The following is a 19,690-nucleotide window of genomic DNA, read 5'->3' on the forward strand; positions in this document are numbered from 1 at the left end:
ATTGTCATGCGCCATTTTCCTCAATCGGACCGTCCCCTTAAAATTGCGGTGGTGGGCACGGGCATTGCCGGTCTTTCCGCTGCATGGCTTCTGTCGCAGCGCCATGAGGTAACGGTTTTCGAGGCTGACAATCGCGTGGGCGGCCATTCGCACACTGTAGAGGCGGGTGGCGCCCCCGTCGACACCGGCTTCATCGTCTACAACGAGGCGACGTATCCCAACCTCACGGCGCTGTTTGCGCATCTCGACGTACCCACCCGGGCGTCGGACATGTCCTTCGCCGTTTCCATGGATGGGGGGCAGCTCGAATATGCGGGGACAAATCTTGCCGGCCTTTTCGCGCAGCGCAGCAATCTGGCAAGCCCGCGTTTCTGGTCGATGCTGCGCGATCTCGTGCGCTTTTATCGACAGGCGCCGAGCGGTGTGAGAAATCTCGATCCGTCGGCGAGCCTCAACGAATATCTCGACAGTGCGGGCTTCGGCCGCGCCTTTCGTGAGGATCATCTCTATCCGATGGCGGCCGCTATCTGGTCGACGCCCGCGCTGGAGATCGGCAATTATCCGGCTCTTTCCTTCGTGCGTTTCTGCGAAAACCATGGTCTTCTGAAATTCGCGCGTCGGCCGGTCTGGCGCACCGTCGATGGTGGCAGCCGTGCCTATGTCGAACGGTTGATCGCTCCGTTCCGCGATCGCATCCGCACCAATGCGCCGGTGAAGTCGATCCGCCGGGTGAACGGTGCCGTGGAGATTTCCACGCCGGGTGCCGAGCCCGAATGGTTCGATCATGTCGTGATCGGCGCTCACGCCGACCAGGCGCTCGGCATGCTGGCCGATCGCTCGCAACGGGAGTCCGACCTGCTGGGCGCCTTCGCCTACGGCGACAACGAAACCGTCCTGCACCGGGACGAAAGCCTCATGCCGAGCCGGCGCCGCGTCTGGGCGAGCTGGAATTATCTGGCGAAGTCCGGGCGCGATGGTACCGCGCCCCGCAAGCCCTGCGTGACGTACTGGATGAACAGGCTACAGGGTATTTCCGATGAGCGTCCATTCTTCGTGACGCTCAGCCCGCTCCATGCGCCGGCCGAGGACAAGGTCATCTGGCGGGGACTTTATCAGCATCCCCTTTTCAACGCCGCGACCCTTGCCGCGCAGAAGCGGCTCTGGTCACTCCAAGGCGAAGGCAACACCTGGTTCTGCGGCTCGTACTTCGGATCGGGTTTTCACGAGGATGCCATCCAGGCCGGGTTGGCGGTCGGCGAAAGCCTGGGGGGAGCCAGCAGGCCATGGACCGTGCCGGGGCATTCCGACCGGATATTCTGCGCCCCGCAACACGCTTGATTTCGCCTGGCGTACGAACAGAGAAGAGGCGCGGCATTTCTGCCGCGCCCGATGTCGATCTACTTGATTGGCGGTGACGCCTTGCCGAGCTTGACCGAGGGTTCACGTCCCCAGACACGCAGCTTGCCGAGTTCGGAAACGAAGCCTGCCAGGCCGTCCTCGCCCGGAAGCATGATGACGCCTTCGTCGAGGGTATCGCCGATCCCCGCTTTTTCCAGCAGTTTGACCGCCGATGCGTCATAGCCGATGAACTTGCAGTGCTGGAAAGCATCCGCGACGAAGTCACGAGCGGTCGCTTCCATCACAAGGTCGTCGATGGCCTCTGCGGACGTCAGGAGTGCGACGGCATCGAACAGGACGGACGGTCCGCCGTCTATCATGTGATGTGCCTCCACCCATGATCCATCCGACGCCGTCACGCCACCGACCTTCGGAGCGATCAGTTCACAGACGGCTTTTTCCTTTTCCACCGCCGCCATCATGCCCTTCAGCAGTTTGGCGTCCACGCCGTCGGTGACGAGGATGCCGAGTTTGCGGCCTTCGAAGCGCTTGGGGCCCTTCTCGACAATGCTGAGTGCCGGCGACGGCTCGAGATCCTGCCGCGTCGGTACCGCCGCGTCGGCGGGCTTGGGCATCGACTGGAAGCCGAGTTTCTGAGCGACTGTCGCTGCCAGCGTCTCATCGATATTGAGGAGATGCGAGACCATACGCTCGCGGATCGTAGGCGTTTCGACTTTGCTCAGCTCGAAGGTGAGCGCGGCTGCGATATGGCGTTGCTCGGGCGGAGTCTGGCTGAGATAGAACTGCCGGGCCTGGCTGTAGTGGTCGGCAAAGCTCTCGGGACGCAAGCGCGCCTTGATGCCTTGCTCCTCGACGGGGTAGGGGCGATGGCCGCGCATGGGGGATTCGCGCGGTCCCTCGTTGAACGAATTCGGCTGGTAGTTCGCCCGGCCAACCGGATTTCGCATTGCCATGTGGCCGTCCTGCTGGAAATGCGCGAACGGACACTTGGGCGCATTGATCGGCAGGTGTGTGAAGTTCGGGCTTCCCAGGCGCTTCAGCTGGGTGTCGAGATAGGAGAAGTTCCGACCTTGCAGCAGCGGATCGTTGCTGAAATCGATGCCCGGCGGCACGTTCTGCGTCATGAAGGCGACCTGTTCGGTCTCGGCGAAGAAGTTGTCCGGCATGCGATCGAGCACCAGCCGCCCGACAGGCTGCGGCTTGAGGATTTCCTCGGGGATGATCTTCGTCGGGTCGAGTACGTCGAAGTCGAAGCTGTCGGCGAAATCCTGGTCGAACAGCTGGACCTGCAATTCCCATTCCGGGAAATTGCCCGACTGGATCGCCTGCCAGAGGTCGCGACGGTGAAAATCGGGATCGGCACCATTGATTTTGACTGCTTCGTTCCAGGCGACCGATTGCAGCCCCAGCTTCGGCTTCCAATGAAACTTCACGAAGGTCGATTCGTCCTTGGCGTTGACGAAGCGGAAGGTGTGGACACCGAAGCCTTCCATGAAGCGGAACGAGCGCGGAATGGTCCGGTCCGACATGATCCACATGACCATGTTCATGCTCTCCGGAGTCAGGCTGATGAAATCCCAGAACGTGTCATGCGCCGTCTGCGCCTGCGGGAAGGCCCGATCGGGCTCCTGCTTGGCGGCGTGGATCAGGTCAGGGAACTTGATTGCATCCTGGATGAAGAAAACCGGGATGTTGTTGCCGACGAGGTCCCAGTTGCCTTCCTTGGTATAGAGCTTGACGGCGAAGCCGCGAACATCGCGTGCAAGGTCTGCCGAGCCCTTGTTGCCGGCAACCGTCGAGAACCGGACAAAGGCTGGCGTCCGCTCGCCGGGCCGCTGGAATAGATCGGCCTTGGTATAGGCGGCAAGCGATGCGTAGGTTTCGAAGAAGCCGTGCGCCCCATAGCCGCGGGCATGAACGACACGCTCGGGAATGCGCTCGTGGTCGAAGTGGAAAAGCTTCTCGCGGAAATGGAAATCGTCGATGACGAGCGGACCCCGCGGGCCGACGCGCAGGGAGTTCTGGTCGTCAGCGACAGGTCCGCCCTGGGCGGTGGTCAGGATCGGCGTGTCGCCGTCATCAGCAGTCTGGTGAAGTTCGCCGCCTTCCCCCCGTTGCAGCTTCACATCGTGGATGGTGGCGGTATCGGCCGCACGGCGCTGCGACAGGGCAATTGTTTTCTTGGCCATGGATCTGGCTCCCTCTCAACAAGTCGATGGGCAACGAGGGCCCGGAAGCAAAGAGGCCGCCCTTGAGGGCGGCCTGATTGTTCGTGCTGACGGTCTAGCTGGCTTTCTTCATGGAACCTTTGGCGTTTGCCGAGGATTCTCCGAGCGCGGTCAGCTTCTGGTCGGTGGCGATCTCTTCCTGGAGATTGGCGTCGAGCAGCGGGATGGCATCCTTCAAGCCGAGCTGTTTCGCCCAGGCCTTGAGGGTGCCGTAGCGCGCGATCTCGTAATGCTCGACCGCCTGCGCGGAGGAGATCAGACCAGCATCGAGGGCAGCCGTGCCCTTGTATTCTTCCATGATCTCCTCGCCTTCCGCGATAATGCCCTGGATCGCTTCGCAGGTCTTGCCGCGCGCCGATTTGCCGAGCAGTTCGAATACCTGTTCAAGGCGCTCGATCTGGCCCTGTGTCTCGTCGCGATGCTGCAGAAAGCCGGCCTTGCCTTCTTCCGACTGGGCCGCACGCGCCATCTTCGGCAGGGCCTTGAGGATCTGCTTTTCAGCGAAGTAGATGTCCTTGAGGGTATCAAGGAAAAGGTCGTTCAAAGTTTTTTCCGTGGCCATGAGAGTATCCGTTCTAGTTTGAGAGACGAGGTTTGAACCATGGAACTGAAGCGATGTTCCTCAGGCTGGAAATAAAATCGACCGCGCCGCTGGCGACCAACCCGCAGAAGGCGAGAAGCCGCCCAACGGGCGGCTTCTACGGTCATCAACGTTCAACGATCACCGCTGCTTCGTCATCGTCGCGCTGGCGTCCGCCGAGGGCGGCGGCGGCAGAGGCGATGAAGGCACCAACCAGCAAGGACAGCGCACCAAGCATGGCAGCCGTGGCCGCGGACTTGCGTGCATCGTCGGCCGCCTTGAGGGCAGCGTTCTTTGCATCCTCGATCTGGGTCAGGACCTGATCGACGCGTGCGCGGGCTTCTTCCGGCGAAATGCCGGCGCGCGAAGCGACGATGGACGAGATATAGGCCCGGTCGGCCTCCGGCACGCCGTCATTGAAGGCGCCACGCATCAGAATGCGCGAGATCTCGGCTGCCGCCGACGCGTCGTCCGCCTGGGCGCGGCTGGCGACGTCCTGCGGACGCAGCAGGATATCCGTGAAATAGCCCGTCGCCGCATCAGGCGTGGCAGCGTCGCTGTTTGCCGCGGCTGCCGTGCCCGCGACCGTGGCGGTCGCAGCGGCGGATGATGCCGCCTGGACACCTGCGCCGGCGAGCCCGGTGAAAGCCGAGCCAGCCATGCCGACGACGACAACCGTTGCGAGCGCCCAGCTCAGAAAGCCGTGGGCCGTGTCACGGAAGAACACCTCGTCCGTGTGAACATTGGCCCACTTGGTCCGCAGGCGTCCCGTGAGATAGCCGCCGAGTGCGGAAGAGAGCCACTGGACGACGACGAACCAGATCGCCGCCGTGACGCCCACCGTGGCGAGGGAGGCGCTGTCACCTGACCATGGAGACACCATCGTCAGGCCCACGCCGGAGCCGAGGAGAAGCAGAATGATCGTGGTGGCGGCGGCTGCGACCGCGCCCCCGATCACCGGACCCCATGCGAGGGCCGGCCGGCCGGATTCGACACCGACGTCGGAAACATCCGAACTGTAAAGCGCCATGTCCGCCTCCTATCGCAGAAACAGGACAAGCAGAATGACGAGCGGCAGGGGAATACCCAGAAGCCAGAGAAGAATACCACGACCCATTTTAGAGACCTCCTGTGAAGCGCGGGCGACGGCCCGCAGCATGGTGGCCAAACTCATTGAATCGTTCGATGTTCCATGAGGCGTGATCGCTAAATGCGAAGCGACGTCACGCCCGTTCGAGGGTGGGCGTCCAGCGTCAGGTCCCCGCGTGTTCAGGCGCGCCGTGGACCAGTTGCGCGTCAGGTAGCTGGACGAGACTGAGATAGCGCTCGAACTGGCCCAGGACATCGGCGATGATCTGGTCTCGTTCCATGCCCATGACGTCGTAGCCACGGCTGCCGCTGGAAAAATAGGTGCGTGCTTCGAAGCGCATTTCCGGTTTGCCGGCGGCCATCGGCGACAGGACGGCAAGCGGATGGCTGGCGACCGCGACGCCGTAAACGAAGTCGCGCACGCCTTCGGATTGGCACCGCAGGGCGATGGCGCCGTTTTCGCCCTCTTCGACATGAGTCGGGCGGCCACGAGCCGAGAGCTCCTTGGCAACCTGTTCCAGTGCCGCACGGACCTGGGTCGTGATGAAGGCCCTGACCTCGCCTTCGCGCGGCGCACGCAGCATGTGCCCCAGGCGTCGCTGCCAGGAGACCCCTGCAGCCGGATAGGCGGGCATGCCGCCGCCCGCGGATCGGCCTGCCCATTGTTGTGCCATGTCGGCGCGCATGCCCGCCAGGAGAGACCACAGCAGCGCCAGCATGACGATCACGAAGGGCAACGCGCTCGCGATCGTGACCGATTGAAGGGCCGACAACCCTCCCGCAAGCAGTAGCACGGCGGCGACGACGCCGGAAAAGGCGCACCAGAACACGCGCTGCAGCGTCGTCGTTTCGGTTTCCCCGCCGGCCGCGATGGCATCGACGACAAGCGATCCCGAATCCGCCGATGTGACGAAGAAGATTGCCACCAGGAGAATGGCGAGTGTCGAGGTCACGGCCGTGAAGGGCAGGTAGGTGAAGAACTCGAAGAGCCCGACCGAAAGATCGTTGACGATCGCCTGTCCAAGCGCGCCGGCGGCGACGCCATTGTCGATGGAAATGGCGGTGTTGCCGAACACCGTCATCCAGATGAAGGTGAAGCCGGCCGGTATGAAGAGCACGGCCGTGATGAAGCCGCGGACGGTCCGCCCGCGCGAAATGCGGGCGATGAACATGCCCACGAAGGGCGACCAGGAAATCCACCAGGCCCAGTAGAAGAGCGTCCAGGCGTCGATCCACGGCGTCGGGTTGTAGGCGTATATGTTGAAAGTTCGAAGCACAAGGCCATCGAGATACAGGCCGAGATTCTGGACGAAGTCGCGCAGCAGTTCGGTCGTCGGACCCACCACGAGAACGAACATCATCAGGAGGATCGCCACCAGCAGGTTGAGTTCCGAGAGGATACGGACGCCCTTGTCGAGCCCGGTCAGGACCGACACCGTGGCGAGGCCGGTGACAAAGGTGATGATGAGCAGTTGCACGGCAGGCGCGATGGGCACGCCCAGCACGAAGTTGAGGCCGGAATTGATCTGCGTCACGCCGGCACCCATGGACGTGGCGAGCCCGAAGATGGTCCCGACAATGGCGAAGATATCCACCGCATGGCCGATCGGGCCGTTGATGCGTTCTTTAAGCAGTGGATAGAGGCCGGATCGAATGGTGAGCGGCAGGTTATAGCGATAGCCGAAATAGGCGAGGGACAAGCCGACCACCGCGTAGACCGCCCATGCATGAATGCCCCAATGCAGGAAGGTGACGGACATGGCCTCACGAACAGCGGCGATCGAGCGCGGTTCGGCGGTCGGCGGCGCGAGATAGTGGGTCATCGGCTCGCCCACGCCGTAGAACATCAGACCGATGCCCATGCCGGCAGCGAACAGCATGGCGATCCACGACAGGAAGCTGAAATCCGGCGTCGAATCGTCGGGGCCGAGCTTCAGGTCGCCATACCGGCTGAAACACAAGAGCAGCATGGAGACGAGAATGACCCCGACGGCAAGAAGGTACAGCCAGCCGAAGCCTGACAGGATCTGTGCCTGAAGGCTTCTGAATATGTCCTCAGCCTGCGATGGAAACACAATGCCGACCGCCAGGAACAGTCCGATGATCGCGAGCGATCCGAAGAAGACGGGCGGGTTGATGACGAACGGCTTGAACATGATGCTGGCATCCACTGCTGACGGCCCGCACACCTGACGACGTGATCGGACCTGTATTCCGGGACAGCAGATATAGAGCAAAAATCAAAAGGTCGACCAAGAGCGGCACGTTTGAGAGCCGAGCGTGCCTCCACACCGCGGGCTTGCCTGAGAGCCGTTCGATCGGGCGAGTTCACTTGCGGAAATAGGCCGGCTCGTCGGATTTGGGATCTGGCTCACAGGTGCCGCCGCCCAGCCATGAACTGTCGTAGCAGCGCCGCAGCGCGTGGTAATCCAGCCGTTCGAGCCGGGCTTCCGCGATATCGCGCCACCAGCGCATGTCGAGCGTCGGCCACTGGTTCTGCGGGATCGTGCAGACCTGCACGCTCGTGTTACCAGCGCAATGGAACGTGAAATCGGAGACGCCGTAGCGAAGGATTGCCGCCAGGGAGCGGGCGCCGCGTTCGTCCGCCGGTGGCAACGCGTCCTTGCCTTCCAGTTTCCCCCAACGGGCATTTGTCCGTGCCGCGTCGCTTTCCCCGGCATGTTCGGCGCGGGGCAGCACGCGGATGACCTGTCCGCCGGACGAGTAGGCATCCTTGAAGCCGACGGTCATCTGCGGGCCGCGGTCTTCCATATCGGTGCCGATGACGGAGAGCGCCTGCGTGCCGAGCTTCTGATCATCTGCGGCCCCTTCCGTGTTCCGGAACCGGAAGACGTACTTGCCGTCCTTGGGATATTTCAGCTGCACCTCGGCATAGCGCGATGTGACCGTAACCCGGCCGGCGGCTTTACCCTCCTGCACGGACAGCTCCTTCGACGGCACAGGGATCGGATAAATGGTCACCACGCCGCCGTGTTCGAACAATGCGCCACCGACCTCGATCGTGAGATCGGCGTCCGATGCCCCGGCGCTGCCCGCCATGAGCATGACCGTGAGCGCAATGGCTCTCCGCGGTGCTTGGTTGAACATGCCTGACCTCCTGTATAACGACGACATCTGAGCTCATCCGCCGTTCCGATGATTGCATCGCCGTGGTGCACCTTTGCCTACAACAACGGTTTCGACATCGCCATAATTCGCGAGGCTTGCTCATCGCTGCGTGATAGGTCCGCGCTGTTCAATGTCGCGCAGAAAATACCTTGCAGTGCACACAGCGTTCGCGCTGCGGCAAGTCGCTGAATTCACGAATTGTTCATGCATATAGCGACGGCTTCTGCCCAATTATCGCGCGATTTCGCTTCTCACGCTTCGCATTCGCGGAATGCAATCTGCTTGACACTGTCCACGCGTCGTGAAAATTTTCGACTGAAAATTATTTCAAGAAAAGCAAAAATTATCAGACCAGGGTGGAGGCATGGCAGCGGGCGGTGGCGGATCCCTTCGGGATGACGAGGCGAGCATGGCGGCGCGCGCGGCGTGGCTGCACTATGCGGGCGGCCTGACGCAGTCGGAAGTCGCCAAACGGCTCGGCCTCACATCGCTGAAGGCGCACCGGCTGATCACGAAGGCCAACCAGGATGGGCTGGTCAAAGTCTATATCGATGGCGAAGTGTCGGAATGCGTGGAGCTGGAGCAGGCGCTGATCGAGCGCTATCGCCTGGACTATTGCGAAGTCGTTCCCGATTTCGATCAGGACGCTTTGCCGCTGAAGGCGCTCGGCATTGCAGGCGCACAGTTTCTCAAGCGCGAGATCGAGCGCGGCGGCGATATGCTGATCGGCATGGGACACGGCAGGACACTGGCTGCCTGTGTCGAATACCTGCCGCGCACCACGACGGGCGGCGTGCGCTTCGTCTCGCTGTTGGGCGGCCTTACCCGCAAGTTCTCGGCCAACCCGCATGACGTCATCCATCGGCTGGCCGAGCGCACGGGCGCGGAGGCCTATGTGATGCCGGTGCCGTTCTTCGCCAACTCGGTTGAGGATCGCGACATCCTGTTCAGCCAGCGTGGCGTGCGTGATGTCTTCGATCTGGCCGCGAGCGCCGACCTTCTGATGGTCGGTGTCGGTACCGTCGAGCGCGAGGCCTCGCTAGTGGCGACCGGCATGATCGAGAAAGGGGAACTCGAGGAGATCAAGCGCGCGGGAGGCGTCGGCGAGATCCTCGGTCATTTCTTCGATGCCAAGGGCAGAACCGTCGAGACGGCGCTGTCCGACCGCACCTTCACGCTCGGGCGCGACCAACTTCGAGACCGGCGGATGGTGGCGGTCTCTGGCGGCAGGATCAAGCTGCCGGCGATGAAGGCGGTTCTGGCGAGCGGGCTGCTCAGCGGCCTCATCACCGACGAGGCGACCGCGTCCGCGCTGGTGGGACACGACAGGTGAGGGCGTTCTGAAAACAGGTCCGGGGCAGGGCGCTGGTCCACCCCGGTGGGAGGAATACCGGTCTGGGTAGCCGGTGACATGCTTGTCCAAGCAAGAAGTACCCGCAACGGAGGAGAACAAGAATGTATGATAAAGAGAAAGATCTTATCGGCGCATTCATGCGCGGACAGATGGGCCGCCGCGACCTTTTGAAGGGCATCGCGGCCGCCGGCATGACCACGGCGGCTGCCGGCACGCTCTACAACATGATGGCAACCCGAGCGCTCGCGGCCGATTTCGATTGGAAGGCGCATTCCGGCAAGTCGCTGAAGCTGCTGCTCAACAAACACCCCTATGCCGACGCGATGATCGCCAATCTCAAGGCGTTCAAGGACCTGACCGGCATCGAGGTCACCTACGACGTCTTCCCGGAAGATGTGTATTTCGACAAGGTGACGGCGGCGCTGTCTTCGGGTTCGTCGGAATACGACGCGTTCATGACCGGCGCCTACATGACCTGGACCTACGGTCCGGCGGGGTGGATCACCGACCTCAAGGAATGGATCAACGATCCGACGAAGACCAATCCAAACTACAACTGGGGCGACTTCGTCGAGGGCGTGAAGAATTCCTGCGCCTGGAATGGCCAGCCCGGCGGCGCGCTGGGATCGGAAGACGCCAAGCAGTGGTGCATTCCGTGGGCCTTCGAGCAGAACAACATCACGTATAACCGCGCGATGTTCGACAAGGCCGGCGTGCAGATTCCGAAGAACCTTGACGACATGATCGCGGTTGCCGCCAAGCTTCAGAAGGACGTGCCCGGCATCTACGGCATCGGTCTTCGCGGATCCCGTTCCTGGGCGACGATCCATCCGGGCTTCCTGTCCGGCTATGCGAACTTCAACGAGAAGGACCTCAACGTCGATGCCGACGGCAAGCTTTCGGCTGCCATGAACACGGCCGGCTCCAAGGCCTATCACGAGAAGTTCGTGCAGCTCATCCAGGAGAGCGGCCCGAAGGACTGGTCGACCTATACATGGTATCAGGTCGGCACGGATCTCGGCGCCGGCGCATCCGCCATGATCTACGACGCCGATTGCCTCGGATACTTCATGAACGGCGGCGACAACAAGATGGCCGGCGAACTCGGCTATGCCGCCTTCGTCGCCAATCCCGAAGCCACCCAGTCCACGCCGAACATCTGGATCTGGTCGCTCGCCATGTCCAACTTCTCGAAGGACAAGGACGCCACCTGGTACTTCCTGCAATGGGCGTCGGGTCCGGAACATGCGCTCTTCGGTGCGGTGGAGATGGACTTCGTCGATCCGGTTCGCAACTCGATCTGGAAGGACGAGGCGTTCCGCGAGAAGCTGAACAAGAAGTATCCGGGCTATGTGGAAATGTTCGACGCTTCGGCCGCGGGCGCCTCGATCAAGTTCACCCCACAGCCGCTGTTCTTCGACGTGACGACGGAATGGGCCGCCACGCTGCAGCGCATGGTCGCCAAGCAGGTTCCGGTGGACGAGGGTCTCGATCAGCTGGCCGAAAGCATCAACCGGCAGCTCAAGGAAGCCGGCCTCGGCTGAGACCGCACATCGCTCGCAGGGGCCCGGCAACATGCCGGGCTCCATTACCAGAACATGAGAACCGGTCGGCGCAGGATGGACGCGGGGCTTGGCCCCGGCGAACCGTGACGCCGCGCCGGACCATCGAACGAGACTTGTCATGGCTTCTCCGGCAACACCCGAATCCAGGCGCCCCGGCTTCCGGATCAGCAAGAAGGCGCTGCCCTATGTGCTCAGCCTTCCCGCATTGCTCGTCTGCATCGGTATCCTCATCCCATTCTTCACCGCCGTCGTCTATTCGTTCCAGCGCTACCGGCTGTCGCAGCCCTGGGCGCGCCAGTTCAACTGGGGTGAGAACTATCTCAACTTCTTCAGCGATCCCGCTTTCTGGAACACGCTCAAGGTCTCGTTGCTCTATGCCGGCTTCACGGTGGTGCTCGAATTGCTGCTCGGCCTCGGCATCGCGCTTCTTCTGCAGCGTCGGTCGACCGTCAACAACTTCATCTCGATCATGCTTCTCCTGCCGCTGATGATCGCGCCGGCCCTGGCCGCGCTGATGTGGAAGCTGATGACCAATCCGGGTTTCGGCGTCCTGAGCTATCTCGCAAGCCTCGTCGGACTGCACGATTTCCGCTGGGCGTCCTCGCCATCCACGGCATTGCTGACGGTCGTGCTCGTCGACATCTGGGTCTATACGCCCTTCATCATGATCCTGCTGCTTGCCGGGCTGCGCTCGCTGCCGACCCAGCCCTTCGAGGCTGCCGCGCTCGACGGCGTGCCGCGGCTCTTCGTCTTCTTCCGCATAACCCTGCCGATGCTGACACCCTATATCCTGACGGCGACGTTGTTCCGCCTGCTCGACAGCATCCAGCAGTTCGACATCATCTATGCGATGACCCAAGGTGGACCGGGCAATACGCTGACGGTGTTCCAGGTCGAGGCGTATCTGAACTTCTTCCAGTCGACGAATGTCGGGCGATCGGCCGCGCTGCTCATCATCCTGTGGGCCATCACCTACATCCTGTCCAACATCTTCATCAAGAACTGGCTGCGCCTGCGCGAACGCGCGCGCGGTGAGGCATGAGGACCTGACCATGGAAACGACGTCCACACTCGAAAAGACGCTGCGCCTCCTCGCGCTCACGCTCGTCGTCATCTTCTTCATGTTCCCGATCGTCTGGATCTTCCTCATGTCGTTCCAGACGAACGAGACGATCCTGCGCATTCCCCCGCAGGTCATCTTCGAGCCGACGCTGTCGAACTACACGGCGCTGATAACCGGCAAGCTGACATCGGCCGCCGGTACGCTCGACATCGCCTTCATGAAGAACCTCGGCAACTCCGTCTTCCTGTCGGTGACCTCGGTCGCCCTGGCGCTGGTGCTCGGCGTTCCCGCTGCCTACGCTTTTGCCCGGCACAAGTTCAAGGGTTCGGAAGACATCGCCTTCACGCTCCTGTCCTTTCGCTTTGCCCCGCCGCTCCTCGTCTTGCTTCCGCTGACGCAGTATTTCCAGTGGCTCGGCCTCGCGAACACCTATATCGGCCTCGTATGGGTCTACCAGCTGATCTGCCTGCCGCTGATCCTATGGATCGTGCGCGGCTATTTCGAAGACATCTCGGCCGATGTGGAATACGCCTATCGCATCGCCGGTCATTCCTGGTTTGCGACATTCCGCCGGATCGCGCTGCCGCTCGCCGGCCCCGGCATTGCGGCCGCAGGCCTGCTGGCCTTCATCTTCGCCTGGAACAACTTCGTCTTCGCGCTGGTGCTGGCGTCTGCCGACAAGCAGCCGGTGACGGTGGGCGCGCTCGCTTTCGTCACCTCCTCGGGCATCCAGTACGGACAGATCGCCGCCGCGATCGTGCTGTCCGTCACGCCGACGCTCGCACTCGCACTCTATGCCCAGCGCTACCTCGTCGAAGGCCTGTCGCTCGGTGCGGTGAAGGGGTGAGACCATGACCACGCTTCAACTCGAAAACATCGTCAAGCGCTACAAGAACCACACCGTGCTCGACAACCTGTCGCTCGACGTGAAGGACGGCGAGACGCTCGTGCTGTTCGGCCCGTCGGGTGCCGGCAAGACGGTCCTCCTGCGGCTCGTCGCCGGCGTCATCGACCCCGAGGAGGGCCGCATCCTCATCGGCGGTGAGGACATGACCGATGTCGATGCCGAGCATCGCGGCATTGGCATGGCCTTCCAGAATTTCGCGCTCTTCCCGCATATGGACGCCTTCGAAAACATTGCGACGCCGCTCGAGGCGAAACGCTCCTCTGCGGATGCCATCAAGGCCGGTGTGCACCGCGTGGCAAAGCTCCTCAAGATCGACCATGTGCTGACGCACCGGCCGAAGGCGCTTTCGAACGGCCAGAAGCAGCGCACGGCGCTCGCGCGAGCACTTGCTGGCTCGCCACCGCTTCTGCTGCTCGACGATCCACTCAGGAACGTCGACGCAAAGCTGCGCTTCGAAATGCGGCTGGAGCTGCCGCGTGTTCTGGCCGCGCAGGGGGCGACGGTCGTCTATGTCACCCAGGATTACAAGGAGGCGATGGCGCTCGGCGACCGCATCGCCGTAATGTCGGACGGCCGCATCCGCCAGATCGGCACGCCGGAGGACATCTACAACGCACCGGCGGATATCGATATCGCCCGCCTCTTCGGCGATCCGACCATCAATCTGCTGGACGTTACGCCCAATGCAGAGGCGGACGGCGTGTCGGTGCTGCTTTCCGACGTGCGGATCGTATTGCCAGGCATTCCCGCGAACACCGCCGGTAAGTCCTGCGTGATCGGACTTCGTCCCGAAGCGCTGCGTTTCGTGCCGGCAGGAACGCCGGGCGCCATTCCCGTTAGCGTCGAAGCGGAAACGCCGCTTAACGAGAAGACCGTGACGCTCGCCCTGACGGTGCGCGGCCGGGAAATCCTGGTGTCGCGGCCGGCGGGAACGCCCGGACCGGCGTCCGGGTCTGCACATATCGCGGTGGATTGCGCGAGTGCATTCCTCTTCGACAAGGAGACGGGCGCACTGATCGCCCGGCACGGCAGCCATACGGGGACGCAAGGAGAAGCGGCATGAGCGGCGCAGGACTTCAGATCAAGGGCGTCGACAAGTTCTATGGGCCGGTCGATTACGGCGTGCACGCCGTGAAGAAGCTTTCGATGACTATCGAAAAAGGCGAGATCGTCGCGCTGCTCGGCTCTTCCGGCTGCGGAAAAACCTCGACGCTGCGCATGATCGCCGGTTTCGAGGCGGTTTCGCGCGGTCAGATCTCGCTTGCGGGCCGCGAGGTCCATACCTTCGCGCCCGTCAAGCGCAATGTCGCGATGGCCTTCGAGGGATACTCGCTCTATCCGCCGCTGACGGTGCGTGAGAACATCGCCTTTGCGCTCAAGGCCTCCAGGCTGCCGCAGAACGTGGTCGACGAAAAGGTTGCCTATATCGCAAAGCTTCTGGAGATCGAGGATATTCTCGGCCGTTACCCGAGTTCGATCTCCGGCGGCCAGCAGCAGCGTGCGTCGCTCGGCCGCGCGCTGATCCGCGATGCCGACCTGCACCTGCTCGACGAGCCGATGGGGCAGCTCGAGCCGCAGCTGCGCGCCGTCCTGCGCGGCCGTATCAAGCACTACATCAAGGAAAAGGGGCTGACCGCCATCCTTGTGACCCACGACCAGACCGAGGCGAATGCGCTCGCGGACCGGATCGCCGTCATGGAGGGTGGGGTGCTCCAGCAGTTCGATACGCCGCAGATGATCAAGGAGCGGCCGGCGAACCTCTTCACCGGCACCTTCGTCGGTGAGCCGCCGATGAACGTGTTCGATGCCAGCGTGACGGTCAGTGCCGACACCGCGGTCTTCGGCCTCAACGAGGGTGTGCGGCTCGAATATGCGGTATCCGATTTCTCGCCGGCCGTTCTTGCCGAGCTGCGGAACCGAAAGAAGGTGTCTCTCGGTATCAGGCCCTATGCAGTGCGACGTGCGGAAGGCGGTGTGCCTGCGAAGGTATCCGTCAGCCAGTGGCTCGGCGACCAGACGCATATCGCTGCGGATTTCGCAGGCGGCACGATGGTGCTCGTCGAGCACGACCGTGTGCGTCTCGGCCTGGGCGACACGATCGCGTTGAAGCTCGATCCGCACAGCCTGCACGTCTTCGACGGCGAGACCGGCGTCGCCGTCAGCCACGGCCCGGAGCTCGCCTGACATGCGCGATATCTTGATCGGCATCGATGCGGGAACGTCCGTCATCAAGTCGGTCGCCTTCGATCTGAAGGGCCGGCAGATCGCGGCGGCGGCGGTCCCCAACAGCTATGAGACCGTAGGGCGGACGGGTGCGGTCCAGGACATGACGCGGACCTGGGCGGACACCGCCCGCACGCTTTCCGAGCTCTCCGGGAAGATCGAGAATTTCGGCGCGCGTGTCGTGGCGATCGCCGTCACCGGGCAGGGCGACGGGACCTGGCTCATCGACAAGGCCGGCGATCCCGTTGGCAAGGGGTGGCTCTGGCTCGATGCGCGGGCGGGAGACACCGTCCTGCGGCTTCGCGGCGAGGGCAGGGATGCCGAACGTTTCAGCTGTACGGGCTCCGGGCTTGCCGCCTGCCAGCAGGGATCGCAGCTCCGCTGGATGCTGGACGAGGCGCCGGAAATGCTTGAAGGGGCGGCGACCGGCTTCCATTGCAAGGACTGGCTCTATTTCAAGCTGACGGGAATACGCGCGACGGATCCCTCGGAAGCCTGCTTCACCTTTGGAGACTTCCGCACGCGGGCCTATTCCGAGACCGTGATCGACGTTCTGGGCCTGCGCGGGCAAAAATACCTTCTGCCTGACATCGTCGACGGTGCGGTCACGCATCATGGCCTGTCTGAAAGCGCGGCGGCGTTGACCGGCCTCGTCGCCGGCACGCCCGTTGTGCTGGGCTATGTCGACGTGGTCTGCACGTCGCTTGGCGCTGGCCTCTACGATCCTGGAAGCGACACGGGATGCTCGATCATCGGCTCGACCGGCATGCATATGCGGCTTGCGACGAGCCCCGACGACGTGCGGCTCAATGACGACCTGACCGGCTACACGATGTGCATGCCGATCCCCGGCGTCTATGCGCAGATGCAATCCAACATGGCCGCGACGCTCAATATCGACTGGATATTGTCGGTGGCGGGCGGATTGCTTAAAAGCATGGGGGTCGAGAAGACGAAGGCGGAACTTCTGGCACAGATGGAAGTGTGGCTCGCCGAGGCGAACGATCGTCCGCCGATCTTTCATCCCTACATATCGGAAGCCGGGGAGAGAGGGCCGTTCGTCGATGCATCGGCGCGGGCATCCTTTATCGGGCTTACTGTGTCGAGCGGTTTCCCGGACATGGTGCGCGCCGTGTTCGACGGTCTGGCGCTTGCCGCGCGCGACTGCTATCTCGCCATGGGACCGTTGCCGCAACGCGTGCGGCTGACCGGCGGTGCCGCACGCAGCGCCGCGCTCCGGCGCATCCTCGGCGGTGCGCTGGGCGCCAGCATCCAGACCAGCGAGCGGGAGGAGGCGGGCGCGGCGGGTGCCGCGATGATCGCCGCAGTCTCCCTTGGCCTTTACGGATCGATGGCGGAATGCATTCAGGAATGGGTGACGCCCTGCCAGCGGCCGGCCGAACCCGTCGACGAAAAGCTCTCCCGGCATTTCGATGCCGTATTCCCCGCCTATCGCCAGTCGCGGGAGGTGCTTCGGCCCGTCTGGGAGACGATGACCAAACAACAGGACAAGGTTCAATGACGAAGAAGATAGCCATCGCGGGCGACCGTTTCATGCTTCCGCAGGTCTTTCAGGAGAAGCTCGTGGAAGTCTGCGGTGACGGCCACGACATCCGGCTGCTCGAGCTGCCCTGGCCGGACGTGCCGATGGAGCACGGTTATGAAGTCGCGGGCATGGACGGGCTCAAGGAGTATCTCGGCTCAGCCGACGAGATCGTGGACTTCATCGGCGACGCGGAAGTCTTCATCACGCAGCTGGCACCGCTTTCGCGTGCGATGTTCGAGCGCATGCCGGGCCTGAAGTTCGTGGCCGTCTCCCGCGGCGGTCCTGTGAACATCGACATGAAGGCGGCGCGTGCGGCCGGTGTTACCGTGGTCAATACACCCGGTCGCAACTCCAGCGCGGTGGCCGAATTCACCATCGGCGCGATCCTCGCCGAGACGCGGCTCATCCGCAGCGGGCACGAATCGCTGCGAAAGGGGGAATGGCGCGGCGAACTCTACCGTGCAGACGTGACCGGGCGCGAACTCTCCGAGATGACCGTGGGCGTGGTTGGTTATGGCAATATCGGCACGAAGGTCGTGCGGCTGCTGCGGGCCTTCGGAACGAAGGTCCTGGTTTGCGATCCCTATGTCCAGCTTTCCGCCGACGATCGGAACGCCGGCGTCGAGCATGTCTCGCTGGACACGTTGCTGTCCCGCTCGGACGTCGTCACGCTGCATCCTCGTGTTTCGGAGGAGACACGCAACATGATGAACGCTGACGCCTTTGCAAAAATGAAACCCGGCGCTTTGTTCGTGAACACAGCGCGCGGGCCGCTTTGCGATTATGACGCGCTCTATGATGCACTGACGAGCGGCCATCTGGGCAGTGCCATGCTGGAGACCTTCGCGGTCGAGCCGGTACCGGCCGATTGGCCGCTATTGCAGTTGCCCAATGTCACGCTCACGCCGCATATTGCTGGCGCGTCCGTGCGCACCGTGACATATGCTGCCGAGATGGCAGCCGACGAGGTGCGCCGCTATATCGCCGGCCAGCCGCCGGTCAATCCCTGCTGAGGCCTCCTATGACAGAACTCTCCATTCGCCAGTCGATCATCGACCATTGCCGCGGCATGAACGCCTCCGGGCTCAATCAGGGCACGTCTGGCAATATCAGCGTGCGCTTCGGCGACCGCATGCTGATCACGCCTTCCGGCATCCCTTACGAGACGATGCAACCGGACATGATCGCGTCGCTCCCGGTCGCCGGGAACGGGGATTATGACGGCCCGAAAAAGCCGTCCGTCGAATGGCCGTTCCATCTCGATATCATGAAGGCGCGGCCGGATGTCGGTGCGGTCGTGCACACGCATTCCACCTATGCGACGATCCTCGCGATGGCGGGCAAGCCCATCCCTGCCTGCCACTACATGATCGCGGCGTTCGGCGGCCCTGATGTCAGGATCGCCGACTACGCCCGCTACGGCACGAAGGCGCTTTCGGACAGTGTGCTTCGGGCCATGGAAGGGCGTTCGGCCTGCCTGATGGCGAACCACGGCATGATCGCCACCGGCGCGACGCTGGAAAAGGCCATGTGGGCGGCGGTCGAACTCGAAACGCTGTCAAAGCAGTACTACCACACGCTTCTCATCGGCGGCCCGATGATCCTGCCCGACGAGGAGATCGTCGGCGTGCTCCAGGGTTTCGCGACCTACGGTCTCCAAGACGGAAAGACAGGCGGCAAGGCTGCCTGACGCGTCCAGATAGCTGGAACGCTTGTTGGCCCGGTGCTCATGCGCAGCTCCGGGTCTTTTTGTGGCGACATATTGCCGTCGATCCCTCGATCGTGGCCGCTCGGGCCTGATTTTTCCTGTCATTTCTCCAAGATGTCGAGTTCAAGCTCGTCGCGGCTCTTAAATTGCATCGTCGTCGCGCAAATGAATTTGCCTGTTTACGTGCGCGCATTTTCTGTTGTATGTAACACATAACATGAACCGGACAGGAGGAGGTCGCGGTTGGTAGGCACTCGCCAATTCCGTATCAAGCAGCCCCAATCCATCGCGCAGATGGTGGTGGAACGACTGCGGGAAGCCATCATCGACGGGCATTTCGGGCTTGGCGAGAATATCTCGGAGGACAAGCTTGCCGAGACGTTCGGGGTCAGCCGGACGCCAATCCGCGATGCTCTCTTGCAGCTTCAACAGTCCGGACTCGTCATCGTGCGCCCGAAGCGTGGAACCTTCGTGTTCTCGCCGACGCTTGCCGATGTGGAAATCCTCTGTGAATACCGGTTGATGCTTGAGATGCAGGCGTTGCGACTGTCCATGACGCGCAACCATGGTGACCTCACGGACGCGATCCAGTCCGCTGTCACGGCGATGACCGCGGCGCTCGAAGCCAGCGACCAGTTCGCCTATGCCCGCGCCGACGCCGCGTTTCACCGCGCCTTTTTCGATCTCTGTGGCAATCGGCTGATCAGGGATGCCTACACGGTCGCGGAGGGCCAGCTCGGCGCCATCCGCAGCTCTCTCAGCGTGGCTTATGGTCGGCCCGGCGATCAAAGCTACGCGGAACACAAGCAGATAGCGGAACTGATTGCCGCCAAGGATATCGACGCTCTCGCCGCCGTCATGGATGAACATGTCTGGCGAACACTGCGTGTCGCTCGCGATGCGCTGCCCGAGGATGCGGGTAGCAGGAGATCCTGAAAT

At 62.6% G+C, this 19,690-nt stretch carries 16 protein-coding genes; 11 read left to right on the forward strand and 5 right to left on the reverse strand.

Translation table 11 applies throughout. The annotated features are described in order from the left end of the window. The first annotated feature begins 6 nt into the window (after positions 1 to 6). Positions 7 to 1,338, forward strand: coding sequence for an NAD(P)/FAD-dependent oxidoreductase (locus tag GR158_RS06400; RefSeq protein ID WP_160870411.1), 1,332 nt, complete (start codon positions 7 to 9; stop codon positions 1,336 to 1,338). Positions 1,339 to 1,397: 59 nt separating this feature from the next. Here GR158_RS06400 and catE read toward each other — a convergent pair whose 3' ends face one another. From catE to GR158_RS06425, 5 genes are all read right to left on the reverse strand, one after another. Further along, on the reverse strand, positions 1,398 to 3,548 hold the full coding sequence (gene catE, locus GR158_RS06405; protein WP_160870412.1) for a catalase C: 2,151 nt from the start codon (positions 3,546 to 3,548) through the stop codon (positions 1,398 to 1,400). A gap of 94 nt (positions 3,549 to 3,642) precedes the next feature. Next, a complete protein-coding gene (locus tag GR158_RS06410) occupies positions 3,643 to 4,149 on the reverse strand; it encodes a ferritin-like domain-containing protein (RefSeq protein ID WP_134646621.1) in 507 nt (168 codons plus the stop codon). 145 nt (positions 4,150 to 4,294) lie between these two features. Beyond that, a complete protein-coding gene (locus GR158_RS06415; RefSeq protein WP_160870413.1) occupies positions 4,295 to 5,197 on the reverse strand; it encodes a hypothetical protein in 903 nt (300 codons plus the stop codon). 223 nt (positions 5,198 to 5,420) lie between these two features. After that, positions 5,421 to 7,412: a BCCT family transporter gene (locus tag GR158_RS06420; protein WP_160870414.1), complete on the reverse strand. Its 1,992-nt coding sequence runs from the start codon at positions 7,410 to 7,412 to the stop codon at positions 5,421 to 5,423. A gap of 172 nt (positions 7,413 to 7,584) precedes the next feature. Then, complete coding sequence (locus tag GR158_RS06425) at positions 7,585 to 8,364, reverse strand: hypothetical protein (protein WP_160870415.1); 780 nt, start codon at positions 8,362 to 8,364, stop codon at positions 7,585 to 7,587. 385 nt (positions 8,365 to 8,749) lie between these two features. On the opposite strand from GR158_RS06425, the gene GR158_RS06430 reads away from it, so the two are divergent. The 10 genes from GR158_RS06430 (at position 8,750) to GR158_RS06475 (ending at position 19,687) form a co-directional block, all read left to right on the forward strand. After that, positions 8,750 to 9,718, forward strand: a complete 969-nt coding sequence (locus tag GR158_RS06430) for a sugar-binding transcriptional regulator (protein WP_160870416.1) — start codon at positions 8,750 to 8,752, stop codon at positions 9,716 to 9,718. A gap of 122 nt (positions 9,719 to 9,840) precedes the next feature. Beyond that, complete coding sequence (locus tag GR158_RS06435; RefSeq protein WP_134646631.1) at positions 9,841 to 11,283, forward strand: extracellular solute-binding protein; 1,443 nt, start codon at positions 9,841 to 9,843, stop codon at positions 11,281 to 11,283. Positions 11,284 to 11,422: 139 nt separating this feature from the next. Further along, the gene (locus GR158_RS06440; protein WP_160870417.1) at positions 11,423 to 12,346 is read left to right on the forward strand and encodes a carbohydrate ABC transporter permease; all 924 of its coding nucleotides are present in this window, start codon (positions 11,423 to 11,425) and stop codon (positions 12,344 to 12,346) included. Between the two features lie 10 nt (positions 12,347 to 12,356). Beyond that, positions 12,357 to 13,214 carry a carbohydrate ABC transporter permease gene (locus GR158_RS06445; protein ID WP_160870418.1) on the forward strand — a complete coding sequence of 286 codons (858 nt, stop codon included), beginning with the start codon at positions 12,357 to 12,359 and terminating at the stop codon, positions 13,212 to 13,214. A gap of 4 nt (positions 13,215 to 13,218) precedes the next feature. Further along, the gene (locus GR158_RS06450; RefSeq protein WP_160870419.1) at positions 13,219 to 14,337 is read left to right on the forward strand and encodes an ABC transporter ATP-binding protein; all 1,119 of its coding nucleotides are present in this window, start codon (positions 13,219 to 13,221) and stop codon (positions 14,335 to 14,337) included. Then, positions 14,334 to 15,458 carry an ABC transporter ATP-binding protein gene (locus GR158_RS06455; protein WP_160870420.1) on the forward strand — a complete coding sequence of 375 codons (1,125 nt, stop codon included), beginning with the start codon at positions 14,334 to 14,336 and terminating at the stop codon, positions 15,456 to 15,458. Before GR158_RS06450 ends, GR158_RS06455 begins: the two co-directional genes overlap by 4 nt. Position 15,459: 1 nt before the next feature. Beyond that, complete coding sequence (locus tag GR158_RS06460) at positions 15,460 to 17,019, forward strand: FGGY-family carbohydrate kinase (protein WP_160870421.1); 1,560 nt, start codon at positions 15,460 to 15,462, stop codon at positions 17,017 to 17,019. Beyond that, positions 17,016 to 18,056 carry a 2-hydroxyacid dehydrogenase gene (locus tag GR158_RS06465; RefSeq protein ID WP_160870422.1) on the forward strand — a complete coding sequence of 347 codons (1,041 nt, stop codon included), beginning with the start codon at positions 17,016 to 17,018 and terminating at the stop codon, positions 18,054 to 18,056. The genes GR158_RS06460 and GR158_RS06465 overlap by 4 nt, the downstream gene beginning before the upstream one ends. An 8-nt stretch (positions 18,057 to 18,064) precedes the next feature. Then, positions 18,065 to 18,733 (forward strand): class II aldolase/adducin family protein, encoded by a 669-nt coding sequence (locus GR158_RS06470; protein ID WP_160870423.1) that lies wholly within the window; start codon positions 18,065 to 18,067, stop codon positions 18,731 to 18,733. A 261-nt stretch (positions 18,734 to 18,994) separates the two neighbouring features. After that, complete coding sequence (locus GR158_RS06475; protein ID WP_160870424.1) at positions 18,995 to 19,687, forward strand: GntR family transcriptional regulator; 693 nt, start codon at positions 18,995 to 18,997, stop codon at positions 19,685 to 19,687. The last annotated feature ends 3 nt before the right edge of the window (positions 19,688 to 19,690 follow it).

Source organism: Shinella sp. AETb1-6 (assembly GCF_009826875.1).
In the GTDB taxonomy this organism is placed as follows: Bacteria; Pseudomonadota; Alphaproteobacteria; order Rhizobiales; family Rhizobiaceae; genus Shinella; species Shinella sumterensis.